Origin of the sequence: Acidovorax sp. GBBC 1281, from assembly GCF_028473645.1 — a bacterium.
Classification (GTDB): domain Bacteria; phylum Pseudomonadota; class Gammaproteobacteria; order Burkholderiales; family Burkholderiaceae_C; genus Paracidovorax.
The window spans coordinates 5,082,314-5,108,638 of sequence record NZ_CP097269.1 but is presented as its reverse complement, the minus strand read 5'-3'; the positions used below and the strand labels follow the sequence as shown (position 1 = coordinate 5,108,638).

General features: G+C 69.5%; 22 protein-coding genes and 1 tRNA gene. 8 read left to right on the top strand and 15 right to left on the bottom strand.

Translation table 11 applies throughout. The annotated features are described in order from the left end of the window. Positions 1 to 15 precede the first annotated feature (15 nt). Both M5C96_RS23945 and M5C96_RS23940 read left to right on the top strand, forming a co-directional pair. Complete coding sequence (locus tag M5C96_RS23945; RefSeq protein WP_272565755.1) at positions 16 to 1,092, top strand: YheT family hydrolase; 1,077 nt, start codon at positions 16 to 18, stop codon at positions 1,090 to 1,092. Beyond that, positions 1,085 to 1,609: a DUF2946 family protein gene (locus M5C96_RS23940; protein ID WP_272565753.1), complete on the top strand. Its 525-nt coding sequence runs from the start codon at positions 1,085 to 1,087 to the stop codon at positions 1,607 to 1,609. Before M5C96_RS23945 ends, M5C96_RS23940 begins: the two co-directional genes overlap by 8 nt. 124 nt (positions 1,610 to 1,733) lie before the next feature. Here M5C96_RS23940 and M5C96_RS23935 read toward each other — a convergent pair whose 3' ends face one another. The 4 genes from M5C96_RS23935 to M5C96_RS23920 form a co-directional block, all read right to left on the bottom strand. Then, positions 1,734 to 2,630, bottom strand: a complete 897-nt coding sequence (locus M5C96_RS23935; RefSeq protein ID WP_272565752.1) for a c-type cytochrome — start codon at positions 2,628 to 2,630, stop codon at positions 1,734 to 1,736. Positions 2,631 to 2,943: 313 nt separating this feature from the next. Further along, a complete protein-coding gene (locus M5C96_RS23930; protein ID WP_272565750.1) occupies positions 2,944 to 4,407 on the bottom strand; it encodes an efflux transporter outer membrane subunit in 1,464 nt (487 codons plus the stop codon). A gap of 23 nt (positions 4,408 to 4,430) precedes the next feature. Further along, positions 4,431 to 7,589: an efflux RND transporter permease subunit gene (locus M5C96_RS23925; RefSeq protein WP_272565749.1), complete on the bottom strand. Its 3,159-nt coding sequence runs from the start codon at positions 7,587 to 7,589 to the stop codon at positions 4,431 to 4,433. A gap of 15 nt (positions 7,590 to 7,604) precedes the next feature. Beyond that, positions 7,605 to 8,894 carry an efflux RND transporter periplasmic adaptor subunit gene (locus M5C96_RS23920; protein ID WP_272565748.1) on the bottom strand — a complete coding sequence of 430 codons (1,290 nt, stop codon included), beginning with the start codon at positions 8,892 to 8,894 and terminating at the stop codon, positions 7,605 to 7,607. Between the two features lie 215 nt (positions 8,895 to 9,109). On the opposite strand from M5C96_RS23920, the gene M5C96_RS23915 reads away from it, so the two are divergent. Then, the gene (locus M5C96_RS23915) at positions 9,110 to 9,802 is read left to right on the top strand and encodes a TetR family transcriptional regulator (RefSeq protein WP_272565747.1); all 693 of its coding nucleotides are present in this window, start codon (positions 9,110 to 9,112) and stop codon (positions 9,800 to 9,802) included. Positions 9,803 to 9,835: 33 nt separating this feature from the next. Then, positions 9,836 to 9,911: transfer RNA gene (locus M5C96_RS23910), tRNA-Arg, on the top strand. Positions 9,912 to 9,997: 86 nt separating this feature from the next. Here M5C96_RS23910 and M5C96_RS23905 read toward each other — a convergent pair. Further along, complete coding sequence (locus M5C96_RS23905) at positions 9,998 to 11,077, bottom strand: YihY/virulence factor BrkB family protein (RefSeq protein ID WP_272565746.1); 1,080 nt, start codon at positions 11,075 to 11,077, stop codon at positions 9,998 to 10,000. Between the two features lie 201 nt (positions 11,078 to 11,278). Here M5C96_RS23905 and M5C96_RS23900 point away from each other — a divergent pair, with 201 nt between their 5' ends. Next, positions 11,279 to 11,431, top strand: a complete 153-nt coding sequence (locus tag M5C96_RS23900) for a hypothetical protein (RefSeq protein WP_272565744.1) — start codon at positions 11,279 to 11,281, stop codon at positions 11,429 to 11,431. A gap of 24 nt (positions 11,432 to 11,455) precedes the next feature. Here M5C96_RS23900 and M5C96_RS23895 read toward each other — a convergent pair whose 3' ends face one another. The 9 genes from M5C96_RS23895 to M5C96_RS23855 all read right to left on the bottom strand — a co-directional run bounded on the left by M5C96_RS23895 (position 11,456) and on the right by M5C96_RS23855 (position 22,481). Further along, positions 11,456 to 12,223, bottom strand: coding sequence for a class II glutamine amidotransferase (locus M5C96_RS23895; protein WP_272565742.1), 768 nt, complete (start codon positions 12,221 to 12,223; stop codon positions 11,456 to 11,458). 57 nt (positions 12,224 to 12,280) lie between these two features. Further along, a complete protein-coding gene (locus M5C96_RS23890) occupies positions 12,281 to 13,747 on the bottom strand; it encodes a DHA2 family efflux MFS transporter permease subunit (RefSeq protein ID WP_272565741.1) in 1,467 nt (488 codons plus the stop codon). 29 nt (positions 13,748 to 13,776) lie between these two features. Continuing rightward, on the bottom strand, positions 13,777 to 13,965 hold the full coding sequence (locus tag M5C96_RS23885; protein WP_272549570.1) for a 4-oxalocrotonate tautomerase: 189 nt from the start codon (positions 13,963 to 13,965) through the stop codon (positions 13,777 to 13,779). A gap of 38 nt (positions 13,966 to 14,003) precedes the next feature. Next, entirely contained in the window at positions 14,004 to 14,252 is a 249-nt protein-coding gene (locus M5C96_RS23880; RefSeq protein WP_272565740.1) for a cysteine-rich CWC family protein, read from the bottom strand. A gap of 184 nt (positions 14,253 to 14,436) precedes the next feature. After that, the gene (locus M5C96_RS23875; RefSeq protein WP_272565739.1) at positions 14,437 to 16,041 is read right to left on the bottom strand and encodes a methyl-accepting chemotaxis protein; all 1,605 of its coding nucleotides are present in this window, start codon (positions 16,039 to 16,041) and stop codon (positions 14,437 to 14,439) included. A gap of 227 nt (positions 16,042 to 16,268) precedes the next feature. Further along, positions 16,269 to 18,485, bottom strand: coding sequence for a malate synthase G (locus M5C96_RS23870; protein WP_272565737.1), 2,217 nt, complete (start codon positions 18,483 to 18,485; stop codon positions 16,269 to 16,271). Positions 18,486 to 18,696: 211 nt separating this feature from the next. Further along, positions 18,697 to 20,091: a class II fumarate hydratase gene (locus M5C96_RS23865; protein WP_272565735.1), complete on the bottom strand. Its 1,395-nt coding sequence runs from the start codon at positions 20,089 to 20,091 to the stop codon at positions 18,697 to 18,699. A gap of 4 nt (positions 20,092 to 20,095) precedes the next feature. Next, positions 20,096 to 21,079: a tripartite tricarboxylate transporter substrate-binding protein gene (locus M5C96_RS23860; RefSeq protein WP_272565733.1), complete on the bottom strand. Its 984-nt coding sequence runs from the start codon at positions 21,077 to 21,079 to the stop codon at positions 20,096 to 20,098. A gap of 28 nt (positions 21,080 to 21,107) precedes the next feature. Beyond that, positions 21,108 to 22,481, bottom strand: coding sequence for a class-II fumarase/aspartase family protein (locus M5C96_RS23855; RefSeq protein WP_272565731.1), 1,374 nt, complete (start codon positions 22,479 to 22,481; stop codon positions 21,108 to 21,110). A 116-nt stretch (positions 22,482 to 22,597) separates the two neighbouring features. On the opposite strand from M5C96_RS23855, the gene M5C96_RS23850 reads away from it, so the two are divergent. The 3 genes from M5C96_RS23850 (at position 22,598) to M5C96_RS23840 (ending at position 25,228) form a co-directional block, all read left to right on the top strand. Next, on the top strand, positions 22,598 to 23,338 hold the full coding sequence (locus M5C96_RS23850; RefSeq protein WP_272565729.1) for a GntR family transcriptional regulator: 741 nt from the start codon (positions 22,598 to 22,600) through the stop codon (positions 23,336 to 23,338). 199 nt (positions 23,339 to 23,537) lie between these two features. Continuing rightward, complete coding sequence (locus M5C96_RS23845) at positions 23,538 to 24,509, top strand: LysR family transcriptional regulator (RefSeq protein ID WP_272565728.1); 972 nt, start codon at positions 23,538 to 23,540, stop codon at positions 24,507 to 24,509. Further along, complete coding sequence (locus M5C96_RS23840; RefSeq protein WP_272565727.1) at positions 24,506 to 25,228, top strand: DUF3016 domain-containing protein; 723 nt, start codon at positions 24,506 to 24,508, stop codon at positions 25,226 to 25,228. Before M5C96_RS23845 ends, M5C96_RS23840 begins: the two co-directional genes overlap by 4 nt. Before the next feature lie 39 nt (positions 25,229 to 25,267). On the opposite strand, the gene M5C96_RS23835 is transcribed toward M5C96_RS23840, so the two are convergent. Continuing rightward, positions 25,268 to 26,176 carry an FmdB family transcriptional regulator gene (locus tag M5C96_RS23835; protein WP_272565726.1) on the bottom strand — a complete coding sequence of 303 codons (909 nt, stop codon included), beginning with the start codon at positions 26,174 to 26,176 and terminating at the stop codon, positions 25,268 to 25,270. Positions 26,177 to 26,325 lie beyond the last annotated feature (149 nt).

The following is a 26,325-nucleotide window of genomic DNA, read 5'->3' as shown; positions in this document are numbered from 1 at the left end:
CTAGGGCATGTTGCTATGAAATATGTAGCGCCTCGCTGGTTGCCCGGCGGCCACCTGCAGACCATCTGGCCAGCGCTGGCCTCGCGCCGGGTGCTGGCCGCGCCACCGGCCTACCGGCGCGAGCGCTGGACGGCGCCGGACGGCGATTTCGTGGACGTGGACTTCCTGGAGCCGGCCGCAGGGGCCGGGACGCAGGCCGATCCTGGCAGGCCGCTGCTGGTGCTGTTCCACGGGTTGGAGGGCTCGTCGCGCAGCCACTATGCCGAGGCCTTCGCCGATGTGGCGCGCGAGCGCGGCTGGGCCTACGCCGTGCCGCATTTCCGGGGCTGCAGCGGCGAGCTCAACCTGGCCCCGCGCGCCTACCACTCGGGCGACCACGAGGAGATCGCCTGGATCCTGGCACGGCTGGCGCAGCGGCAGGCCGACGGCGCCCTCGGGGCCGACGGCACGCCCGGCCCGCGCGCGCCGCTGCTGGCGGTGGGCGTGTCGCTGGGCGGCAATGCGCTGCTGCGTTGGGCTGCCGAGGCCGGCGCCAGCGCCTCGCGCAGCGCCGATGCGGTGGCGGCCGTGTGCTCGCCGCTCGACCTGGCCGCGGGCGGGGCGGCCATCGGCCGGGGCTTCAACCGGCAGGTGTACACGCGCATGTTCCTGCGCACCATGGTGCCCAAGGCGCTGGCCAAGCTGCGCCAGCACCCGGGCCTGTTCGACCGGCAGGCCCTGCTGGCCGCGCGCGACCTGTACGACTTCGACAACGTGTTCACCGCGCCGCTGCACGGCTTTCGCGACACCGACGACTACTGGCGCCGCGCCTCGGCCCAGCCGCTGCTGGGGCGCATCCGCATCCCGGCGCTGGCCGTCAATGCGCGCAACGATCCGTTCGTGCCGGCGTCCAGCCTGCCGCGCGCGGGGCAGGCTGGACCCCACGTCACGCTGTGGCAGCCCGCGCACGGCGGGCACGTCGGCTTCGCCCAGGGGCGCCTGCCGGGCCACGTGCGCGCCATGCCGGCCGAGGTGGCCGGCTGGCTGGCGGCCCACGGGGCACCGGACTACGCGGCCGGCGGAACCCCCTCGATACCATCGCGCCATGGATGACATCGTCAAACAGGCCATCGCCAAGTGGCCCAACGTTCCCGACTGCTACGGCTGGCTGGGGCTCGACGCGCGGGGCCGCTGGTACATGCGCGACGACGCCACCCAGGCCCAGGGGCCTTTCCCGCAGGCCAAAGGCTCGCTGCTGGCGCACGGCAAGCTCATCGACTTCATCCAGCGCAACTACGAGGCCGACGCCCAGGGGCGCTGGTTCTTCCAGAACGGCCCGCAGCGCGTGTACGTGGAACTGGAGATCACCCCGGTGGTCTGGCGCATCGAGCCGGATTTCACCCTGGTCGCCCACACCGGCCGCGCCTCCACCGCCCGCGAATGCCTGCTGGACGAGGCCGGGCGCCTGTACCTGTTCGACGGCACCGTGCTGGGGCTGGCGCACACGCTGGACATGGAAACCGCCGCGCAGGCGGTCGAGGCCGGGCAGTGGGACCCGCAGCCAGTGCAGGCAGCCGATCTGCCGGTGCGCTATGGCTACGTGCTGCAGCCCTCGGTGTTCCGGGTCTGAGCCGGTGCCGTGCCCCGGGCCCCGGCCCGGGGCGATATCCCGGCGGCGAGGGCCTTGTCACCCTGTCCGAAACGAAAAAAGCCGGTCGATGACCGGCTTTTTGCTGGGGGGAGGGTGCCTCGTCTTACTTGGCCGCGTTGGCCATGAACTCGACCGCCGCATGGATGTCCGCGTCCGACGCCTGCGTGCCGCCGCGGGGCGGCATGGCACCCTTGCCTGCAATGGCGATGCGGGTCATGCCGTCGATGCCGTCCTTCAGGCGCTCGGCCCAGGCGGCCTTGTCGCCGAACTTGGGCGCACCGGCGATGCCGGCGGCATGGCAGACCTGGCACGCCTGCTTGTACAGGGCTTCGCCAGCGCCAGCGCCGGCAGCGGCCGTTGCCGTGGGGGCGGCGGCAGGCGCCGCGGCCGTAGCCGGTGCCGCGGCCGCAGTGGCCTGTGCAGCGGAAGCGGGCGCTGCAGCCGCCGTGGGGGCCGCAGCGGCGTCGGAAGCCCCGGCGGCGGCACCGGAGGCCCCTGCGGCTGCGGGGGCAGCAGGCTCTTCGAACTTGGCGCCGGCCGCGTTGGCCATGTAGGCCACGCCGCGCGCGATCTCGGTGTCATTGAAGTCGCCGCCGCCTTGCGGGGCCATCGCGCCCTTGCCGGCGAGGGCGGAATGCACCAGCGCCTCGAACCCGGTCTTGATGCGCGGGCCCCAGGCCGCGGCGTCACCCAGCTTGGGGGCGCCTGCTGCGCCCGTGGCATGGCAGGCGGCGCACTGGCCCTTGAAGACTTCCTCGCCGGGGCGCAGGGGGCGGTTGGCATCGCGCACTTCCACCATGCCCACCTTCTGGATGCGTTCCGCCAGCGCCCGCTCGGGGTTCGCGGCGCCATCGGCCGGCTTGGTGCCCGAGGTCACGTACATCACGAGCCCGATGATGGCGAAGATCGGGACCACAAACGAAAAGAAGACCGTCAACAGCAGTTGCTTGGGATTCTTGATGGGGCCGGTGTGCGCTTCTTCGTGGGGGGTGTCGCTCATGACGTCCTCTATGTATCGGGGGCTTGATGAAACCAGCCGCTGATTATAGGAAGGCTCCCCGGGGCCGGCCGTTAGGGAAAACGGCCGGCTTTTCCTGGCGTTTGCGCTGCATCAAGAACTGGCGGTCGGCATTGGGGTGGCGGCTGTGCGGATCGCCCTTGTAGGCAGGTGGCACCACGCCGACGCATCGTCGCGCCCTGAAAATAAAAACGCCCTGCAAGGAAGGTTTTCCTTGCAGGGCGCGGGGCCCGGTCTGGCGGATAAAGCCGCACCCCAGTGCGTGCCCGAAGCCGCTTTGCGGGGGGGGGCGGGATCAGGAGCCCGAGGCGCGCTCGTCCTGCGGCGTCCAGCCGCCGCCCAGCACCTTGTACAGGGTGATCTGGTTTTGCAGCTGGATGAGCCGCGTCTGCACCACGAGTTGCTCGGAGGTGAACAGCGAGCGCTGGGCATCCAGCAGATCGAGGTAGCTGGACACGCCGTTGCGGTAGCGCAGGTCCGACAGCTGCAGGCGCTTGGCGTCCGCATCCGCCTGGGCGCGCTGCGCCGCCAACTGCTCTCCGAGGGTGGCCTGGCCCGCGAGGGCATCGGACACTTCGCGGAAGGCGGTCTGGATGGACTTCTCGTACTGCGCCACCGAGATGGAGCGTGCGGCCCGCGCCGATTCGAGCGTGGCCTGGTTGCGCCCGGCATCGAAGATCGGCAGCGCCGCCTGCGGCGCCAGCGAGAAGGCCCAGGAGCCGCTCTTGAACAGGCCCGACAGTTCGTTGCTCGCCGTGCCCACGCTCGCGGTCAGCGAGATGCGCGGGAAGAACGCTGCGCGCGCCGCGCCGATGTTCGCATTGGCGGCAATCAGCTGCTGCTCGGCCTGGCGGATGTCGGGGCGCCGCGTGAGCAGGTCGGACGGCAGGCCCGCCGGCAGCGCCGGCATGGCCGGGGCGTCGGCCAGGCGCGAGACCGTGGTGCCCAGGCTGTCACGGATGTCCTGCGGCAGGGGCTGGCCCAGCAGCAGGGCCAGGGCGTTCTCGTCCTGCATGCGCTGGCGCCGCTGCTGCGCATAGGTGGCGCGGGCGGCCTGCGCCAGGCCTTCGGCCTGGCTGTTGTCCAGCTCGGAACTCACGCCGTTTTCCAGGCGCAGCCGCGTCAGCTTGACTGACTCTTCGCGCGTGCCCAGCGTGCGGCGGGAAATGTCGAGCAGTTCCTCGTCGGCCAGCAGGTTGAACCAGGCGGTGGCGACGGACGACACCAGGCTCAGCTGGGTGGACCGGCGGGCCTCCTCGGTGGCGAAATACTGCGCCAGGGCCTGTTCCTTCAAGGCGGCGATGCGCCCGAAGAAGTCGATTTCCCAGGCCGAAACCGCCAGGCCGACCTGGTAGCTGTTGGCATACGAACGCGTGGTCGTATCGGGCTGGCGCGTCGCGTTGACGGCGGCGTTCACCGTGGGGAACTGGCCGGCGCGCTGGATCTGGAACTGCGCGCGGGCCTGCTCGATGTTGAGCGCGGCCACGCGCAGGTCGCGGTTGTTTTCCAGCGCGATGGCGATTAGCGTCTGCAGGCGTGCATCGGCGAAGTATTCCTTCCAGTCGATGTCCGCGGCGGCCTTGGCCGTTTCGGCGCCGCCGGCGGCTGCGGCGTTGGGGAACGCCTGCGGCACCGGAGCGGCGGGCCGCTCGTAGGTCGGGATGAAGCTGCAGCCCGCCAGCACGGCAGCGGCAGCCACCACGCTCAGCAGGGGGCGTGCGATGCGCGCACTAGCGCGCAGGGACGAGGGATGGGGCATGGGGGTCTCCAGCGGATCGGTCGTCATTCAAGGTTTTCCGTGGCATGGCGGTGCTGGACCTGCTTGGCGTCGTGCTCCTGCTGGCGCTTGCTGCCCTTGAAGAAGGTGCGCACCAGCACGAAGAACACGGGCACGAAGACCACGGCCAGCACGGTGCCGGTGATCATTCCGCCGATCACGCCGGTACCGATGGCACGCTGGCTGGCCGAGCTGGCGCCCGAGGCGATGAACAGCGGCACCACGCCCAGCGTGAATGCCAGCGAGGTCATGATGATCGGCCGGAAACGCAGGTGGGCGGCTTCGAGGGCGGCCTCCAGTGCGCTCTTGCCCTCGGCCTGAAGGTCCTTGGCGAACTCCACGATCAGGATCGCGTTCTTCGCCGACAGGCCGATGATGGTCACCAGGCCGATCTGGAAGTACACGTCGTTCGACATCCCGCGCATCAGCGTGGCCAGCAGCACGCCGAGCACGCCCAGCGGCACCACCAGCAGCACCGACACGGGAATCGTCCAGCTTTCATACAGAGCGGCCAGGCACAGGAACACCGCCAGCAGCGAGAAGGCGTAGAGGATCATCGCCTGGGAGCCGGCGAGCTTTTCCTCGCGGGACTGGCCCGTCCACTCGAAGCCGAAGCCGGGCGGCAATTGGCCGGCCAGGCGCTCCATCTCGTTCATCGCATCGCCGGTGGTGAAGCCGGGACCGGCATCGCCGGCGATCTTGATGGACGGGTAGCCGTTGTAGCGCACCGTCTGCATCGCGCCCGTGATCCAGCGCGTCGTTGCGAAGGTCGACAGCGGCACCGTCTGGCCCTGGCTGTTCACGACCGGCAGGTCCAGCACCGATTCCGGTCGCATCCGCGCCGCCGCGTCGGCTTGCACCACGACGCGCTGCAGGCGGCCCTTGTTCGGGAAGTCGTTGATGTAGCTTGAACCCAGCGCGGTCGAGAGCGCCGAGCTGATGCTGTCGAAGCCGATGCCCAGGGCGTTGGCCTTGTCGCGGTCGATGTCGATCTGCATCTGCGGCGCATCTTCCATGCCGTCGGGACGTACGCCCGCGAGGACCTTGCTCTGCCCGGCCATGCCGAGCAGCTGGTTGCGTGCCCCCAGCAGCGCTTCGTGCCCCTGGCCCGCGCGGTCCTGCAGCCGGAAGTTGAAGCCGGTGCCCGTGCCCAGTTCGGGAATGGGCGGCGGGCTCAGCGCGAAGATGAAGGCATCGCGGATGCCCGAGAGGGCACCGAAGGCGCGGCCGGCCACGGCCGAGGCCGCATGCTCTGCGCCGGAGCGCTCGCTCCAGTCCTTCAGGATCACGAAGGCCAGGCCCGCGTTCTGGCCCTGGCCGGAGAACGAGAAGCCCGCCACGGTCACGATGTTCTCGACCTCGGGCTGCTTGAGCATGTAGCCTTCGACCTGCTTGAGCACTTCGCTGGTCCGCGACTGTGCGGCGCCGGGCGGCAGCTGCACGTTGGTGATGATGTAGCCCTGGTCTTCGTTGGGCAGGAACGAGGTCGGCAGGCGCATGAACACCACCGCCACCGTGCCGATCAGCGCGAGGTACACGATCATCATGCGGCCGCCGCGGCGCAGCATCTTGCTCAGGCCGCTTTCATAGCCGTGCGTGGCGTTCTTGAACGAACGGTTGAACCAGCCGAAGAAGCCTTTCTTCTCGGCGTGGTGCTCGGGATCGATCGGCTTGAGCAGCGTGGCGCACAAGGCCGGCGTGAGCGACAGCGCGAGGAATGCCGAGAAGGCGATCGACGTGGCCATCGTGGCCGCGAACTGGCGGTAGATGTTGCCGGTGGAGCCGGCGAAGAACGCCAGCGGCACGAACACCGAGATCAGCACCACGGTCACGCCGATCACGGCGCCCGAGATCTGCCCCATGGCCTTGCGGGTGGCCTGCAGCGGCGGCAGGCCTTCCTCGGCCATGATCCGTTCGACGTTCTCCACCACCACGATGGCATCGTCCACCACGATCCCGATCACCAGCACCATGCCGAACATGGTCAGCACGTTGATCGAAAAGCCCATGGCCATCAGCACGCCGAAGGTACCCAGCAGCGCCACCGGCACCACGATGGTCGGGATGATGGTGTAGCGGAAGTTCTGCAGGAACAGGAACATCACGATGAACACCAGCACCACGGCTTCGATCAGCGTGTGCACCACTTTCTCGATCGAGACGGACACGAACTTGGAGGTGTCGTACGGCACCACGTAGTTCACGCCCTGCGGGAAGAACTTCTTGAGCTCTTCCAGCTTGGCCTTCACCGCCTTGGCCGTGGCCAGGGCATTCGCGGACGGCGTGGGCTGCACGCCCAGGCCCACGGCGTCCTTGCCGTTCAGGCGCGCGCTGGTGTTGTAGCTCTGCGAGCCCAGTTCGATGCGGGCCACGTCCTTGAGGCGGACAGCCGAGCCGTCCGTGTTGGCGCGCAGCACGATGCGGCCGAACTCTTCGGCCGACGACAGCTGACCCTGCACCACGATGGTGGCCGCCACGGGCTGGCCCGTCTCGGCCGGCAGATCGCCCAGGTTACCGGCGGACACCTGCGCGTTCTGCGCGCGGATGGCGGCGTTGACCTGGTCGAGCGACAGGTTGAAGCCCTTGAGCTTGGCCGGGTCCACCCAGATCCGCATGGCGCGTTCCGAGCCGAACTGCGTGAGCGTGCCCACGCCGGCCACGCGCTGCAGTTCGGGAACCACGTTGCGCGCCGCGTAGTCGTTCAGCGCCTCGATGCTCACGTCGGGGCTTTCCGTCGTGAGCATGGCGAACATCAGGAAGTTGGAGCGCGACTGCTCCACGCGCACGCCCTGCTGGGTCACGGCGCTCGGCAGCCGCGGCGTGGCGCGCGAAAGCCGGTTTTGCACGTCCACCTGCGCGAGGTCGGCATTGGTGCCGGGCTCGAAGCTCAGCACGATGCTGCCGGTGCCGTTGGCCTGGCTGGTCGTCTCGACGTAGGCCAGGCCGCTCGCACCGTTCATCTCGCGCTCGATGACGGCCAGCACGCTGTCCTCCAGCGTCTGGGCGTTGGCGCCAGGGTAGGCCACCGACACCTGGATGGTCGGCGGCGCGACGGCGGGGTACTGCGCGATCGGCAGCCGCGTGATGGAGATGGCCCCCATCACGATGATGAAAATGGTGATCACCCACGCGAAGATGGGGCGCTCGATGAAGAACTTGGCCATGTGCCGCGCTCCTTCTTATGGCTTGGCCGGAGCGGAAGCGGCGGACGCAGCGGGAGCCGCCGCAGAGGCGGGCGCACTGGGCGCCGCGGCGCCAGCGCCGCCGGCCTGCCAGGCCACGGGCTGCACCACGATCGGATCGCCGGGCTTGCCGCGCGGCAGCTTCTGGAAGCCGTCCACCATGACCTTCTCGCCCGTCTGCAGGCCTTCGAGCACCACCCAGTTCGTGCCCTGGGCCGGCCCGAGCTTGATGGGGCGCGGCGTGAGGTGGTTGTCCGCGCCCACCACCATCACGGTGTCGCCCTTGGCGGAGCGGGTCACGGCCTGCTGCGGCAGCAGCACGCCGCCGGCCACCTGGGCCTGCTCCAGGCGCACGCGCACGTAGAGCCCCGGGAGCAGCTGGCGATCGGTGTTGGGGATCTCGGCGCGCAACGTGACCTGGCCGCTGGTCGGGTCCACCGTCAGGTCGGTGAAGAGCAGCTTGCCGGTCTGGGGATAGAGGCTGCCGTCTTCCAGCACGACGCTCACGCTGGCCGAGCCCTTGCCGGCCTGCTTGTACTTGCCGCTGGCCAGGCCCGCCTTGAGCTTGAGTGCTTCGGAGGCGGACTGCGTGAAGTTCACGTACAGCGGGTCGATCTGCTGGATGACCGCCAGCTCGGTGGCCGAGCCCTGGCCCACCAGCGCGCCTTCGGTCACCAGCGCACGGCCGATGCGGCCGGAAATGGGGGCGGTCACGGCCGCGTAGCCCACGTTGATCTGCGCCGTGGTCACGGAGGCGCGGGCGGCGGCGAGGTTGGCTTCGGCGGTCTTTTGCGAGGCGACGGCGTTGTCGTATTCCTGCTTGCTGATTGCGTTGACGGCCACGAGCGGCTTGTAGCGCTCGGCCAGCGCGCGGGTCTGGGCCACGTTGGCATCGGCCTGCGCCACGCTCGCCCGGGCGCTTTCCAGCGAAGCCCGGTAGGGCGCGTCGTCGATGGCGAAGAGCTTCTGCCCGGCCTTCACGTCGCTGCCTTCGGTGAAGAGGCGTTTTTGCAGGATGCCCGCGGCCCGTGCACGCACTTCGGCGACGCGGGAGGCTTCCAGCCGGCCGGGCAGCTCGGTCACGAGGCCCACGTCGCCGGGCGCCACGGTGACCACGCCCACCTGGGGCGGGGGAGGTGCACCGCCACCGGCCTGGGCCGGGGCTTCGCTCTTGCCGCAGGCCACCAGGACGGTGGCGGCGACCAGGCTGAGGCAAAGGGCCACGACCCGGCGTGCGGGGTGGAGGGCGGCAGCGGAAACGCCAAGATCGTCACTGAGGCGAGGCATGAAAGTCCTTCCGGAAATGCGCTGATTGAAAAGGCCATGCAGGCACGGAGATGTCTTTGATCGGCATCAACCACGCAGATGGCCCTTGAATTCGGTGCGCGATTATACATACAAACATGAATGTATAATTGCTGCGGAGCGCTGGCGCCGTCCTTTCCACGGGGTAGGCAATGCCAGAAAAACGCGGACATCGAACACAAAAGGAGACATGCCCCATGGCCCGACGCACCAAAGAAGACGCCGTTGCGACACGCAATAGTTTGCTGGATGCGGCCGAGCAGGTCTTTTACCAGAAGGGTGTGTCGCACGCGTCGCTCAATGAGATCGCGCAGGCCGCCGGTGCCACGCGGGGCGCCATCTACTGGCATTTCAAGGACAAGGTCGATCTGTTCAACGCGATGATGGAGCGCGTCACCTTGCCGTCGGAGCGCGCCAACGGCGAATGCGAGAGCAACGAAGACATGGCGCCGCTGCAGCGCATGCGCGGCGTGATCGACCTGGTGCTGCGCAACCTGGCGCAGGACCAGCGCATGCAGCGCGTCTTCGAGATCGCTTTCTTCCGGGTGGAATACGTCGAGGAACTGGCAGGCGTGCGCGACCGGCACATCGCCGCCTGCGGCGCCTTCCGCGAGCAGCTCGCCAACGACCTGCGCCTGGCCGCCGAAAGCCAGAAAGTGCAGCTGCCCATGCCCCCGCAGATCGCGGCCATCGCCTTGCAGGCGATCTTCGAAGGGTTGCTGCAGGGCTGGATCCTGAACCGCGCCAATTTCGACCTCCCGGCGACCGGCCGTGCCTCGGTGGACGCCTACCTGCGCGGGCTGGGGCTGGAGCTGCCCCCGCTGCCGGACTGGCTGCAGGACTGCTCTTTGCGGGACGTGTGCCCACACGCTGCGAGGGCCGTGCCATAATCGCCGACTGATCGGGCCGCAATGGCCCGCTGTGCGGCTGTAGCTCAGTGGATAGAGTATTGGCCTCCGAAGCCAAGGGTCGTGGGTTCGATCCCCGCCAGCCGCACCATCGATGATCGCCGCAGTGCCGGACAACGCACTGGGTTCTCCCTCTTTTTTCATTCCTTCCGATTCGCGTCCGGCGTTATCTCCGCATCAGCGGCGCCTTCGCAACGCATCGCGCTTTTCACGCCGCTCCAGCCACAACGACAGCGCCACGCGCGCGGCCAGCAGGGCCACGGTGGTGGCCAGGGCGCCGGTGGACAAGGGCGCTGCCGGAGCCGCTTGCATGGCGGGCGCGGGCAAAGGCGTGACGGGCGTGAGCGCCGAGTTGGCATCGGCCCCGCCCTTGCGGGGCTCGACCGGGTCGAGCAAGGTCTCGGGGGCGGCGGCATGCGAGCCGTGCTCGGCCGCGTACACCTTGGTGAATTCCGCGCCCAGCAGGAAGATCTGCGCGGCGTAATACACCCAGATCAGCACCACCGCGATGGCGCCGGCGGCGGCATAGGTCGAGCTCAGGCCCGCCTTGCCCACATACAGGCCGATCAGCACCTTGCCCACCTCGAACAGCACGGCGGTCACCGCGGCGCCCACCCACACGTCGCGCCAGGCGATCGGCACCGAGGGCATGAACTTGAAGATCATCGCGAACAGCACGCAGCTGATGCTCATCGACAGCAAGGTGTTGATGCCCATCAGCATCAACTCCCAGCCCGGCATCAGGGCGCCGAGCCACGTGCCCGCCGCCGCCACCGCGGCGCTGACGGTGAGCGAGGCCATGAGCAGGAAGGCCAGGCCGAGGATCAGCCCGAACGACAAGAAGCGCGCGCGCAGCAAGCCCCAGATGCCGCTCGGCTTGGCGGGCTCCGGCACGTGCCAGATGCGGTCGAGCGCGCTCTGGATCTCGCCGAACACCGTGGTCGCGCCGATGCCCAGCAGCACCAGGCTGATGGTGCTGGCGATGATGCCTTCTGTGGGCTCGCGGGCGCTCTTGATCAGGCCCTGGATGGCGAGCGCTCCGTCGCGCCCCACCAGGCCGGAGATCTGTCCTTCGATGGTCCCGCGCACGGCGTCCTGTCCGAACACGGCACCGGCGATGGAGATCACGATGACGAGCAGCGGCGCAATGGAGAACGCGGTGTAGTACGAGATGGCGGCCCCCATGCTGGGGGCGTAGTCGTCGAGCCAGGCCTGGCAGGATTTCTTGGCGAGTCGAAAAAGGGTCGAGGCGTTCATTGCGGTTCCGGGATCAGGTCTCTGGTGTAACCAATCGCATTGCCGCAGGCTGTAGGAGGGGGCCGGAAGCGCCCTTCGCCGGTCCCGTTCGTTCCCCACGGGGAGCCCGTCCGATGCCGGGCGAGGGCGCCGTCCCACACGGTGGTTGCCGCAGGCGGTGCGGTAATCCGGTCATTCCCAGAACCTTTGCGAGGTCCGTGCATGTCCCGTTCGCACCGCCAGTGTTCCGATAAAGCCAAGCCCCGGGAGATCAAGCGCCAGCGCCAGCGGGAGGCGATGTTCAAGCCGGCCGGGCGGGGCGGCGTGCCGTTCTATCCCGATCCCGAACCGCCCGTGTGGAAACCGCTGGGCTGATGCCGCGGCCGCTGTGCCGGCGCCCTACGGCGTGGCACAGGCCCCGTCCACGAACACCCGCAACTCGCCGCTCTGGAAGGCGGTCCATTGCTCGTCGCTGGTGAGCGGCGCGGTCACGACGACGGCCACGCGGTCCTGCGGCGTGGTGTGGGCGGAAAAATCGATGCGCAGGTCTTCATCGCACAGGCGCGCCTGTGAGAAAGGGTGGTGCCGCTCTATGTAGTAGAGCTGCGTGGAGGCGTGCGCCCACAGCGCCTGGCCGTTCGACAGCAGGAAGTTGAACGTGCCGTGCGGGGCGATGCGCGCGGCCAGTTCGCGCAGGGTGATGGTCAGTTCCGCAATGCTGGGCACGCCCGCGTGGGACTTGGCCAGCTCCTGCATGATCCAGCAGAAGGCATGCTCGCTGTCGGTCGTGCCCACGGGGTGGAAGTGCGAATGCAGCCGTGGGCGGAAGTCCTTGAGGTCGCCGTTGTGCGCGAACACCCAGTACCGGCCCCACAGCTCGCGCACGAACGGGTGGCAGTTCTGCAGCGAGACGCTGCCCTGCGTGGCCTTGCGGATGTGGGCGATGACGTTGCGGCTCTGGATGGGGTAGCGGCGGATCAGCTCGGCCACGGGCGAGTCCACCGCACGCTGGTGGTCCACGAAATGGCGCAGGCCCTTGTCTTCGAAGAACGCGATGCCCCAGCCGTCGGAATGGTCCGCCGTGTTGCCGGCACGCTGCGCGAACCCCGTGAAGCTGAACGTCACGTCGGTCGGCGTGTTGGCATTCATTCCGAGCAACTGGCACATGGCGGGCTTTGGGGAGAAGAAAGGTCGAAGGACGAAAGGCGAGGGACGGGATCGGGTTCAGCGCCCCGGCGCCGCGGCTTTGGGCGCGCGCAACTGCCAAGCGGCCACCAGGGCCAGTAGGCACAGGCCGGTGAGCAGCAGGAAGGTTTCGCCGAAGGCGGCGATGCGCGCCGGGCTGCTGACCGCGTTCTGCAGCGAGTCGCCATGCGCGGCGATGCGCCATTCGAGCACGATCCCGCACAGGCTCACGCCGGCCGCGCCGCCCAGCATGCGCACGAAGCTGATGGCGCTGGAGCCCTGCGCGATGAGCGGCTTGGCCAGCGGCCGCATGGCGCCCAGGTTGAGCGAGGGCAGGATGAAGCCGAGCCCGATGCGGCCCAGCACCGCGAACACCACCAGCATCCACAGCCCGCTGGTCAGATCGACCAGCACCATGAGCGCGAACGAGATCGCCAGCAGCGCCAGGCCCGTGCCCACCAGCCAGTGCGTGGGGTGCCGGTCGGCCAGCCGGCCCACGATGGGAATGGTGATGGCCAGCACGATGCCCGCCGGCAGCATGATGGTGCCCACGTGCGAGGCCGACAGTTGCAGGCCCAACTGCATGAACACCGGCAGCAGGTAGGTGGAGCCGAAGAGCGCCGTGCCGTAGATGAAGGCCACGATGCTGCCCATGGCGAACTGCCGGTATTCGAACAGGCGCAGGTCCATGAGCGGCGTGGCGCCGCGCGCCAGTTGCCGGCGCTGCCACGCGATGAAGACGGCCAGGGCCGCGAAGGCCGCCAGCAGCAGCGCGCCGGCCTGCAGGCCCGGTCCGCCGTGGAGCGCCACCAGGCCGTTGAGCAGGCACAGCGTGCCGACCGCGCCCAGCACCAGCCCGCGCCAGTCCAGCGCGTTGCCGGACTGGCCGGCCACGGCGCCGCCGGGGCTGCTGACCGGCACGAACCGGTAGGCCAGCGCGATGGAGGCGATGCAGAACGGCACCACCATGAAGAAGATCGAACGCCAGCCGAACCAGTCCACCAGCAGCCCGCCGATGCTCGGGCCGATGGCCGGGGCCAGGACAACGCCCATGCCGAAGATGCCGCTCGCGCGGCCCTGCTCGTGCGGCTGGAAGGCGTAGAGGATGATGACCGCAGGAATCGGCTGCACCACGCCCGCGGCCAGCCCTTCAAGCACCCGGGCGGCCAGCACCAGCCCGTAGTGGCTGGCCACGCCGCCGCCGATGCCTCCCACCAGCAGCAGCACCATGGCGCCCACGTAGGTCGCGCGGTAGCCGAAGCGGGCCAGCAGCCAGGGTGTGGTGAGCATGGCGACCGTTGTGGCCACCATGAAACCCGACGACACCCACTGCGCGCGTTCCTGGCCGAGCGTGAAGTAGTGGCTCATGTCGGGAATGGCCACGTTCACGATGGTCGACGACATGATGGAGGCCATCGTGCCGACCATCACGGACAGCAGGAGCAGCCAGCGGTAGCGCTCGCCGTACCGTTCGCGCAGCAGGGCGGTGGAGCCGGGACCGGTCATCGGGCGGAAATCGGGCAGGGCCGGCCGGATCAGGTCCGCTCGGACCAGAGCTTTCCGCCGGTGGCCCAGTTCTCGCGCTTGACGTCGGTGATGAGGATGTCCACCGAGTCGGGCGAGCCGCCGAGGATTTCCACCGACACGCGGGTGATCTCTTCCACCAGCTTTTTCTTCTGTTCGATGGTGCGGCCTTCCATCATTTCGATGTGGTACGTCGGCATGTCGGTCCTTCAGGGGAGTTCAAAAAAGGGAGCGGCCATCATATCGGCGCGCCGGCCGCTGCGCCCTGTGGCGCGGAGCCCGTTCCGGCCGCGCACCGGGGGCACAGGCAGGCGGTGCCGCGCTGGCCGGGGGCCAGTTGCGCCAGGGCCTGCGCGGACACGGCGGCCGCCATGCACCAGCAATCCGCGGCGGGGGCGCCGGCTTCGATGGCGCACTGGTTGCGCCCGCCGCACAGGGGGCAGCGGGACGAGTCGGCGGGGGTGGAGGGCGGCGGCGCGGCGGTCATGGCATCGGGCAAACGTGCCAGTGTAGACCCCACCAGCGCGCGGGGATGCCGCACAGGGGAATGAATGAAAATGCCTTCCAGCGCATATTCTTCTAGGGCATATTGCTATCAATTAAGTAGCAATGGCGATCCGGGCGACCGGGGCATCCGCCCGTCCTGCCGGGCTCGGCGGGGCCCGTGCGCGTCAGCGCGCGAGGGCCGGCGCGTGCCGCGCTGCCGCGAGCGCCGGGCCGGCGCCATCGGCGTTGCCGACGCGGAACACCGCCACCGCACGCACCAGTTGCGCCGTCTGCGATTCCAGCGAGCCGGTGGCCGCAGCCGCCTCTTCGACCAGCGCCGCGTTCTGCTGCGTCACGGTGTCCATCTGGGAGATGGCCTGGTTGACCTGCTCCAGCCCGGTGGTCTGCTCCTGGCTGGCCACGCTGATCTCGCCCACAAGGTCGGTCACGCGGCGCACGCCGTCCACCACCTCGCGCATGGCTTCGCCGGCCTGCTCCACCAGCCGGTTGCCCGAGTCCACGCGCTGCACCGAGTCGTCGATCAGGCCCTTGATCTCCTTGGCCGCCGCCGCGCTGCGCTGCGCCAGCGTGCGCACCTCGCCCGCCACCACCGCGAAGCCGCGGCCCTGCTCGCCGGCGCGGGCGGCCTCGACCGCCGCGTTCAGCGCCAGGATATTGGTCTGGAAGGCGATGCCGTCGATGACGCCGATGATGTCCACGATCTTGCGCGAGGCCGCGTGGATCTCGCCCATCGTGGAGACCACGTTGCCCACCACCTCGCCGCCGCGCACGGCCTTGTCCGAAGTGGCCTGCGCGAGCTGGTTGGCGGTGCGCGCGTTGTCGGCGTTCTGGCGCACGGTGGCGGTCATCTGCTCCATGGACGCGGCCGTCTGCTGCAGCGCGCTGGCCTGCTCTTCGGTGCGGCTGGACAGGTCCAGGTTGCCGCGCGCGATCTCGCTGGAGGCCACGGCGATGCCCTCGGCCCCGTGGCGCACCTGGCCCACGGCGGTGCGCAGCTGCTCGCCCATGGCGTTCAGCGTGCGCAGCAGCTGGCCGGTCTCGTCCTGCGCGGTGCTGTCGGACGACACGGTGAGGTCGCCCGTGGCCACGGTCTTGGCCATGGACACGGCGTCGTGCAGCGGGTGGGTGATGCTGCGGGTGATTCCCACGGCCAGGGCCAGGGCGATCAGGGTGGCCAGCGCGCCCAGGATGATCAACTGCAGACGTCCGCTCTGGTAGTTGGCCTGCACGGCTTCGGAGGATGCGTTGATCTGCGCGCGCTGGAAGTCCAGCAGGGCCTGCAGCGCCTGCAGGTATTGCTCGCCCGCGGGGGTGAAGTCGGCGTTCAGGATGCGCTCGGCGTCTTCTGAACGGCCTTCGGCCTTGGCCTTGTAGATGGCGTCGCGGGCGACGACGAAGCGCTTGCGCTCTTCGCCGACCTTGTCGAACAGGGCCTGCTCCTGCGGGCTGCTGATGAGCTTGGACAGCTGGCTCTGCTGCTCGGACGACATCTTGGAGGCCGCCGCGTTGTCCGCCGCGAACTGCTGCGCCAGGGTGGAGTCGGTGCTGCGAGCCACCACGCTGTGGCGGCGCACGTTGCTGAAGATGGTGCGGTACCAGTCGGAGATGAGCCGCTCCTTGGTCAGGGGCAGCGCCATCATCGAAGCCGTCTCCTGCGCCACCGACTGCAATTTCCAGGTGCCCACGCCCAGCATGGTGACGATGAAGAGGATGAGCACGCCGAAGGCCAGGCCCAGGCGTTTTCCGATGGAGATGTTTTGGAGATTCATGGTGAAGATAGGGAAAACCCTTGGTTGGTGGGCGATTCTCTCTGTATTGCTCTAGCGCAACTACAAACCCTTACGCCTTGCCGGAACATATGGATTTACCCGGATACCCCTGTTAAGCCGTGTTTTTCGGGCGCCCAACGAAAACGGGGCACCCGGAATGGGTGCCCCGTCGAAGGGGGGCCGGCCGGCACTCGGGGTGCCGGCTAGGCGTAACGTACCGAGCCGCTTCAGCGCACGGCGGTGCCGGCCTTCACCTTCAGCCGCCAGGCGTGCAGCAGGGGCTCGGTGTAGCCGCTGGGCTGCTCCACGCCCTTGAAGACGAGGTCGCACGCGGCCTGGTAGGCGGCCGATTCGGCGAAGCGCCCGGCCATCTTCTGGTACAGTGGATCGCCGGCGTTCTGCTGGTCCACCACGGCGGCCATGCGCTCGAAGGTTTCGCGCACCTGCGCTTCGGTCACCACGCCGTGCAGCAGCCAGTTGGCCATGTGCTGGCTGCTGATGCGCAGCGTGGCGCGGTCCTCCATCAGGCCCACGTTGTGGATGTCGGGCACCTTGGAGCAGCCCACGCCCTGGTCGATCCAGCGCACCACGTAGCCCAGGATGCCCTGGGCGTTGTTGTCCAGCTCCTGTTGCTTTTCGGCATCGCTCCACTGCGGCGTGGCGGTGACCGGCACCGTGAGCAGGCCGGTCAGCAGGTTGTCGCGCTCGGCGTTGGCGTCGGTATTTTCCAATGCCTTCTGCACCTCGGCCACGTTGACCTGGTGGTAGTGCAGCGCGTGCAGCGTGGCGCCCGTGGGGCTCGGGACCCAGGCGGTGTTGGCGCCGGCCTTGGGGTGGGCGATCTTCTGTTTGAGCATCTCGGCCATCAGGTCGGGCATGGCCCACATGCCCTTGCCGATCTGCGCCTTGCCCCGCAGGCCGCACGACAGGCCCACGAGCACGTTGTTCTTCTCGTACGACTGGATCCAGGCGCTGGCCTTCATGTCGCCCTTGCGCACCATGGGGCCGGCCTGCATGGCGGTGTGCATCTCGTCGCCCGTGCGGTCCAGGAAGCCGGTGTTGATGAACGCCACGCGCGCCGAGGCCGCGGCGATGCAGGCCTTGAGGTTGACGCTGGTGCGGCGCTCCTCGTCCATGATGCCCAGCTTGACGGTGTTTTCGGCCAAGCCCAGCAGCTGCTCCACGCGGCCGAACAGGTCGCTGGCGAAGGCCACCTCGGCCGGGCCGTGCATCTTGGGCTTGACGATGTAGACGCTGCCCTTGCGCGAGTTGCGGATGTCGCCCTGCCCCTTGCCCTGCAGGTCGTGCAGCGCGATGGTGGTGGTGACCACGGCGTCCAGGATGCCTTCGGGAATCTCGCGCTGCGTGCCCTGCGCATCGGTCCACAGCACGGCCGGGTTGGTCATGAGGTGGCCCACGTTGCGCAGGAACATGAGCGAGCGGCCGTGCAGGCGCACCTCGCCGCTGCCGTCCGGGGCGGTGTACAGGCGGTCGGGGTTCAGGCCGCGCGTGAAGGTTTTGCCGCCCTTGCTCACCTGCTCGGTGAGGTCGGCCTTCAGGATGCCCAGCCAGTTGGCGTAGCCGTTGACCTTGTCCTCGGCATCGACGGCGGCCACGGAGTCTTCCAGGTCCAGGATGGTCGAGAGCGCGGCTTCCACCACCAGGTCGCTCACGCCGGCGGGATCGGTCTTGCCGATGGGCGTGCTGCGGTCGATCTGCAGGTCCAGGTGCAGGCCGTGGTGGCGCAGCAGCACGGACGAAGGCGCCGACGCCTCGCCCTGGTAGCCCACGAACTGGGCCGGTTCCTGCAGGCCGGTGGTGCCGCCGCCCTCCAGCGCGACGACCAGTTGGCCGCCTTCCACGCGGTAGCCGGCGGCGTTCTTGTGCGTGCCCTGGGCCAGCGGCGCGGCCTGGTCGAGCACCTCGCGGGCGAACGCGATCACGCGGGCGCCCCGCACGGGGTTGTAGCCCTGGCCCTTCTCGGCGCCGTCGGTCTCGGGAATGGCATCGGTGCCGTAGAGCGCGTCGTACAGCGAGCCCCAGCGCGCGTTGGCCGCGTTGAGTGCATAGCGCGCGTTCAGGATCGGCACCACCAGCTGCGGGCCGGCCTGCGTGGCGAGTTCGTCGTCCACGTTGGCGGTGGTGGCCTGCACATCGGCCGGCTGGGGCACCAGGTAGCCGATCTGTTCGAGGAAGGCGCGGTACGCCGCCATGTTCTGCACCGGGCCCGGGTTGGCGCGGTGCCAGGTGTCGAGTTCGGACTGCAGGCGGTCGCGCTCGGCCAGCAGGGCGATGTTACGAGGCGCCAAGTCGGAAACCAGCGCGCTGAAGCCTTTCCAGAACGCCTCGCTGTCCACACCCGTGCCGGGCAGGACCCGGTCTTCGACGAAGCGGTGCAGGGAGGTGGCCACTTGCAGGCCGTGAACGGTGGTGCGGTCGGTCATGGAGGTCTCTTGGGTCTGGGAAAGGGTGGATGCGAACCGGCAACGGCCGCCAGGGACCGTCACCACGATGTCGACCCACTGTATTGCAAATCTTTCCAGACATAAACCGCCTGAAAATCTCAGAACCAGTGACTTTTACGCACAAATGAAGAAAGCGGCGGCGGAGTCCGGGCGGGGTTGCGCCGCCGCCCGGAGCGCCTTGTGGGGCCCGTCAGCCGCGCCCGGCCATGGTCCGCGCGTCCACCCTTCGGTCGTACTCGTCGCCCGTGAGAAACCCCAGCGCCACGGCGGCGGCCTTCGGCGTGATGCCGCGCTCCATGGCCTCGCGCGTGATGCGGGCCACGCGGTCGTAGCCCAGCACCGGGTTCAGGGCGATGGCCAGCAGCAGGGCGTTGTCCACGTTGGCGGCCAGGCGCTCGGTGTCGGCCTCGATGCCCTGCACCAGCCGCTCGGAGAACACGCGGGCGCTGTCGGCCAGCACGCGGATGGACTGCAGCAGGTTGTAAATGAGCACCGGCTTGGCCACGTTCAGCTCGAAGTGGCCCGACGCGCCGGCCAGCGTGATGGTGGTGTGGTTGCCCATCACCTGCCAGGCGGCCTGTGCCACTACCTCGGCGATGGTCGGGTTGCGCTTGCCCGGCATGATCGACGAGGTGAGCCCGTCGTCCGGGATGCGCAGCTCGCCCAGGCCGCAGCGCGGGCCCGAGCCCAGGAGCCGCAGGTCGTTGGCGATCTTGGCCAGCGACGCGGCGACCACGTTCAGGGCGCCGGACACCTCCACCAGCGCATCGTGCGCGCCCATGCCCTCGAATTTGCTCGGGTTGGGCGTGAAGGCCATGCCGGCCAGCGCGCTGGCCTCCTCGCAGAACGCCACGTCGAAGCCGGGCGGCGCATTCAGTCCCGTGCCGGCCGCGGTGCCGCCCTGCGCCAGCAGGCACAGGCGGGGCAGCGTGGCGTGCAGCCGGTCGATGCCATGGCCCACCTGGCGGGCGAAGGCGTCGAAGCCCTGGCCCAGCGTCATGGGCACGGCGTCCATCAGGTGGGTGCGCGCGATCTTCAGCACGCCGGCGAAGGCGGTGGCCCGCTCCTGCAGGCGCGACTGCAGCAGCGTGAGCGCGGGCACCAGGCGGTCGCGCAGCTCCAGCGCCGTCGCCAGGTGCATCACGGTAGGAAAGCTGTCGTTGGACGACTGCGAGGCGTTCACGTGGTCGTTCGGGTGCACCGGGCTGCGCGTGCCCGGCGGCTGGCCCAGGCGCTGGTTGGCGCGGTTGGCCAGCACCTCGTTGGCGTTCATGTTGGTCTGCGTGCCCGAGCCCGTCTGCCAGATGGTGAGCGGAAAGTGCGCATCCAGCAGGCCGGTGCGCAACTCCTCGGCGGCGGCCTCGATGGCATCGGCGCGCAGGGCGTCCAGCGTGCCCAGGCGGCGGTTGGCGCGGGCCGCGGCCTGCTTTTGCAGGCCGAAGGTGTGCAGCAGGCAGGCCGGGAAACGCTCCTCGCCGATGTCGAAGACCGCGAGCGCGCGCTGGGTCTGTGCGCCCCACAGGCGGTCGGCGGGAATCTCGACCGGCCCGAAGGCGTCGTGCTCGGTGCGGGTGGCGGCGCCCATGCGGTCAGTCCAGCGAGATCCTGGCCTCGGCCGCCACCTTGCGCCAGCGCTCCACCTCGGTGGCGGTGTGTTTGGCCAAGGCGTCCGGCGTGTACTGGTCGTCCGGCAGCATGCGGATGCCCTGCGCGGCCATCCTGTCGGTCCAGGCCTTGTCGGCCAGGGCCTTGGTGTAGGCCTGGTAGACCTTCTGGACGGCCTCGCGCGGCGTGCCCTTGGGGGCGTAGATGCCGTACCACGTGGCGGTTTCGAAGCCGGGAATCACCTTCTGGCCCAGCGGGGGCACGCCCGGGAACTGCGGCATGGCCTTGTCGGCGGTGAGTGCCACGGCGCGCACGCGGTCGCCAGCCAGCTGGGGCAGGGCGGTGTTGGTCTGGTCGAACATGGCATCGACCTGGCCGGCCACCAGGTCGGTCATGGCCGGGGCCGCGCCCTTGTACGACACGGAGGTGATCTCGACCTTCGCGCGGCTGGCGAACAGCGCCGCCACCAGGTGCGAGGTGGAGCCCACGCCGGCATTGCCGAAGTTGAGCTTGCCCGGGTTCTGCTTGCCGTAGGCGATCAGGTCCTCGGCCGTCTTGTATGGCGAGTTCTTGCCCACCAGCAGCACCAGGGGCGTGTCGGGGAAGCGGAAGACGGCGTCGAAGTCCTTCACCGGGTCGTAGGCCAGCTTCTTGTACAGCGAGGGCGCGGCGCCCATGTACCCCATGTGGCCGACCAGAAAGGTGTAGCCGTCTGCCGGCGCGCGCGCCGCCTTGGCGCTGCCGATGGTGCCGCCGGCGCCCGGCGTGTTCTCGATGATGATCTGCTGGCCCAACTGCGTGCTGGTGCGCTGCGCGATGTCGCGCGCCATGGCGTCGGTGGGGCCGCCGGCGGCGAAGGGCACGATCCAGGTGAGCGGCTTGGCGGGGTAGCCCTGCGCCTGGGCGGCGAAGGCGAGGGTGGCGGCGGCCAGCGCCACGGCGGCGCGGCGGAAGGTCGAAGGTTGCATGCTTGTCTCCGGTTGACGTTCTTGGGAATCAGCTTGTCTGCGCGCGCGACAGGGCCAGGGCGCGGTCCACCATCCCGGGCGCGGCGCCCAGGTAGTTGCGGGGATCGGTGAGGCGGTCGATCGCCGCGCGGTCGAAGTGCGCCGACACCTCGGGCAGCCGCGCCAGCGCATCGGCCAGCGTGCCGCCCTGCGTGTTCACGGTGCGGCAGGCGCCGTAGACGATGTCGTGTGCCTGCTGGCGGCCGGTGAACGGGGCCAGGCCCATCATCACGGCCTCGGCCACGATCAGGCCGTCCGTCATGTCCAGGTTCTTCGCCATGCGGTCTTCGTTGACGATCAGGCCGCCGAGCATGAAGCGCGCCTGGTTCAGGGCCCCGGCGGTGAGCACGAAGCTCTCGGGAATGGCGATCCATTCGGCGTGCCACGGGCCGGTGGCGCGCTCCAGGTCCTGCACCATGGCGTCCAGCATCAGGCCGGCATGCTGGCGCACGGACTTGGATGCCGCCAGCATCAGCTCGCTGGAGATCGCATTGCGCTTTTGCGGCATGGTGCTGCTGGCGCCGCGGCCGGGCACGAAAGGCTCGAACACCTCGCCGAACTCGGTGGCCGACAGCAGCATCACGTCGTAGGCGATCTTGCCCAGCGAGCCGGTCACCAGGGCCAGGAAGTTCACCGCCTCGGCCAGGCCGTCGCGTGCCACGTGCCAGGTGGTGGCGGGCACGCCCAGCTGCAGCTCCTCCATCAGCAGGCCCTGCACCTCCAGCCCGCGCTCGCCCAGCGAGGCCAGCGTGCCCGCTGCGCCGGCGAACTGGCCGACGAGCACGCGTTTTTTCAGCTCCTGCAGCCGCTCGGCATGGCGGTCGAACATCGCCAGCCAGATGGCGGCCTTGTAGCCGAAGGTGATGGGCAGCGCGTGCTGCAGATGGGTGCGCCCGGCCATGGGCGTGTCGCGGTAGCGCTCGGCCAGGCCGGCCAGGATGCCGCGCAGGGCCGCGATGTCGGCCTCCACCAGCGCCAGCGCGTCGCGCACCTGCAGCACCGTGGCCGTGTCCATGATGTCCTGGGTGGTGGCGCCCCAGTGCACGTAGCGGCCGGCGTCGCCGCACTGCTTCACCAGCTGGTGCACCAGCGGCAGGATGGGGTAGCCGACAATGTCGGTCTCCTGGCGCAGCAGCTCGAAGTCGAGCGCGTTCAGGTCGCAGCGCGCGGCGATCTCGCGGGCCGCTTCGGCCGGAATCACGCCGCAGCGGCCTTGCGCGGTGGCCAGCGCCACCTCCACTTCGATGTAGCGGGCGACGAGCGTGCGGTCGGCGAAGATCGCGCGCATGGCGGGCGTGCCGAAAGCGTCGCGAAAGAGCAGCGAGTCGATGGCGGTGCTGGAGGCGAAGGCAGGGGTGGTCATGGTGTTGGTGGGTTGCGTCGGCGTCCGCAGGTGATTAAGTTCGGACATATGAATTATTGTGTTTATGTACGTACATAAAGAAAATCCGGATTTACCCCGGATGGAAGGCTGCGCCCATGGCTGAGCCGCGCTACGCGCTGGTGGCGCGCCATCTGTCGGAACGCATCGCCGCGGGCGAATACGTGGTGGGCGCGCTGCTGCCGACCGAGCTGGAGCTGTGCGACCGCTACGGCGTGAGCCGCCACACGGTGCGCGCCGCGATCTCGGAGCTGCAGCAATCCGGTCTGGTGTCGCGCCGCAAGAAGGTGGGCACGCGCGTGGAGGCGGCCACGCCCAATGCGCACTACCAGCAGACGCTGGCCTCGCTGGACGACCTGGTGCAGTTCGGCGCCACGCACGTGCGCGAGGTGCGCCGCATCGAAGAGGTGGTGCTCGACCGCGACCTGGCCGCGGAGCTGGGTTGCGCCGCCGGCAGCCGCTGCCTCGCCATCGCCAGCCTGCGCCGGGACGGTGCCGCGCCGCACCTGCCCATCGCCTGGACGGTGGTCTATGTGGATGCGGCCCGCTTCGACGCGCGGGAACTGGCCGAACACGTGCGCGCCGCGCCCGACGTGCTGGTCAGCAGCCTGCTGGAGGCGCAGTACGGCCTGCGCATCGCCAAGGTGCGGCAGGACATCGTGGGGGCGCTGGTGCCGGAGTCGCTGGCCGAAGAGCTGCAGGCGCCCGCCGGTTCCGCGGCGCTGAAGATCGTTCGTCGCTACGTGGACACCGGCGGCGAGCTGATGGATGTGAGCGTGACGCTGCACCCGGCCAGCCGCTACACGCTGTCGATGCAGCTCACCCGCGCGGCCGTCTAGGCGCGGCTGCGGGAGCGATCGGCGCGGGGCGGCGCGGCGCGGCCCCGTGCGATCCCATGGGGCGAAGTTTGCTATGGTATTGATAGCTGTATGCCATAGATTTTATTGTGCTGGTGCCCGATTTCGCTTGAATTCATACGTCAGCAATCAGCGCGGAACCCGCATGCATCCGTGACATCCATCCGCATAATCGGCGCCCATGGACAAGCTCAAGGCCTTCGAGTCATTCGTGTCGGTGGCAACGCGCGGCAGCCTCACCGCCGCCGCCAAGGCCGAAGGCGTGGCTCCGGCCATCATGGGGCGCCGGCTCGATGCGCTGGAAGAGCACCTGGGGGTCAAGCTCATGGTGCGCACCACGCGGCGCATCCACCTCACGCACGAGGGCAGCGCCTTCCTGGAAGATTGTCAGCGCCTGCTGTCCGACGTGGCGAATGCCGAGGCCAGCGTGTCCGCCGGCGGCGTCAAGGCCACCGGGCACCTGCGCATTACCGCGCCGGCGGGTTTCGGGCGGCGCCACGTGGCGCCGCTGGTGCCGCGCTTTCGCGACCTGCATGCCGAGGTGACCATCTCGCTCAACCTGAGCGACCGCGTGGTCGATCTGGCCGGCGAGGGGTTCGACTGCGCGGTGCGCGTGGGCGACCTGCCCGACTCTTCCCTGGTGAGCGTGCGCATCGCCGACAACCGGCGCCTGTGCGTGGCCACGCCGGCGTACCTGGCGCGCCACGGTACGCCGCGCCACCCGGGCGACCTGGCGCAGCACGCCTGCCTCACGCTCTCCAGCGACGCCTCGCAAACGCGCGGCTGGGCCTTTCGCATGCCCGCGGCCGAGGGCGGCGGCGCCGAGGTCGTGCACTTCAAGCCCGGCGGGCCGCTGGACTGCTCGGACGGGCAGGTGCTGCACGACTGGTGCCTGGGCGGCTGGGGCATCGCCTGGCGCAGCACCTGGGAGGTCGAGGCCGAGATCGCCGCGGGCCGCCTGGCCGCTGTGCTGGAAGACTTCGCCGCGCCGCCCAACGGCATCTACGTGGTCTTTCCCCAGCGCAAGCACATGCCGCTGCGCGTGCGGCTGTGGATCGACTACCTCAAGCACCATTACGGCCAGCCTGAGTTCTGGCGCCGCACGGCGGGCCCTGCCGCCACCCCATCCACCCAAGAAGGAGCCTTGCCATGACCCACCATTTCCCACCGAGGCGGCGCGGCGCGGCGCCGCGCGCCGCGGGCATGGCCTGGCCGGGTCGCGGCCGCGCGGGTGCGGCGCTGGTCCTGCTGGCCGCCGCGGCCTTGCTGGCCGCCGCGGCCTTGCTGGCCGGCTGCGCGGGCGGGCCGCCAACGGCTCCCGCTGCGCCCCAGGCGCCCGTGGCGGGACGAAGCCCGGCCCCGGAATCCGCACGGCCGGCCGCTCCCGGCCCGGGGCCTGCCGCGGCACGCGGCGCGCAGGCGATTCCTCCGGGCATCGTCAGCGTGGAGTACGACGATCCCTCCCGCTTCAGCGATGCCCGAATGGGCCCGCACGAGTCCGACCGTGCGCGCCGGGCATGGGTCGATGCCCTGTGCCAGCACCTGTCCGAACGCGCCGCCGCCGCGCTGCCCGATGGCGAGCGGCTGGCGGTGCGCATCACCGACGTGCAGCGCGCGGGCGGGTTCGAGCCCGGACGCGGCGCGCAGCTGGCGCAGGTGCGCATCGTGCGCGACGTGTATCCGCCGCGCATCGATCTGGAGTTCCAGCGGATGGCGGCCGACGGCCGCGTGCTGCAGTCCGGTCGCCGCGAGCTGCGCGATCCGTCGTTCCTGTCCCGCGCTGGGCGGGGCGGCAGCGATCCGCTGCGGTATGAAAAGGCGCTGCTCGACGACTGGGTGCGCCAGGACATCGGGGCGCCGGCGCCGCAGTGATGCGGCGCGGGCGGTGCCCCGTTGCGCTGCCTGCGCGGGTCAGCGGCCGGGCCCGACGACCGCCGGGTCCTTCAGTGCCGTGTTGATCCGGTCGATGTAGGCGCTGGCGTTGGCATTGCCCGGGTCGGGGTTGCCCGACACGTAGTACGCCAGCCCCTGCTGCAGGCCGCCATGGTCGGCCACGCGCTGGGCCAGGTTGGACGCGGCCATCCGCAACTGCGTCGTCACGCTGTCCTGGTATTGCTCGGTGGACACCTTCTGGCCGCCGACCCGTTCGTTGCCGGGGCCGCCATCCGCCCATTCGCGGCCGTCCAGGAACTTGCGGGAAATCTGCCCCAGGCCGATGGAGGTGTTGTTCTCGCCGGCGCGGCCAAGGTCGCCTTCCAGCTTCATGGCGCCTTGGAAGCCCTTGGAGAAGGCGTTGGATTCCACCTCCAGCTGCGCGCGGAACAGGTTGGGGTCGAGGCCGTATTCCCTGGCCGTGGCATCGGCCGCCTTGCCGAAGTCCGCCTGCGTCTTGATCTGCGAATCTTTTTGCGACTCGTCGCCGCGCAGCACTGGCTCGAATTTCGGGTGGACCTTGCCCGCACCTTCCGCCACGCTCTGCGTGCCGAAGTCGTTGCCTGCCGTGCCGCTGCCGGGTGCGGCAGGGCTGGCCGCGGGTGCCGGTGCGGGGGCCGTGCCGGCGGTGCTGTTTTGCGTGGGCGTAGGCGCTGGAGGGGCCGATGGGGTGCTGGCCGGGCCGGCCGACGGGCTGGGGGCCGGGCTGGCAGCCGGCGCGCCGCTGGATGGGCTGGACGGCGCATCGTCTTTCTTGCTGAGCTTTTCCAGCAGGCTGACGAGCAGCATTTCCAGGACCTTCTTGACCAGGTCCTGTGTGTCGGACTTGCCCTGGCCGTCCTTGAACAGAGTGCTGAGCTGCGTGTGGGAAATCGATGGGATCGGCATGGACATGCCTCGCAAGAATGGTGAAGCCGTCACTGTTGCGCCTTCTCGGCGATCCCGCGCGTGCATCCGAAGCGCTGCACGGGCAAGCGAAACGCGGCGCAGGCGTTGCCGTGGGCGCGCTACCATCGCGCCGCCCCCAACTCCAAGGA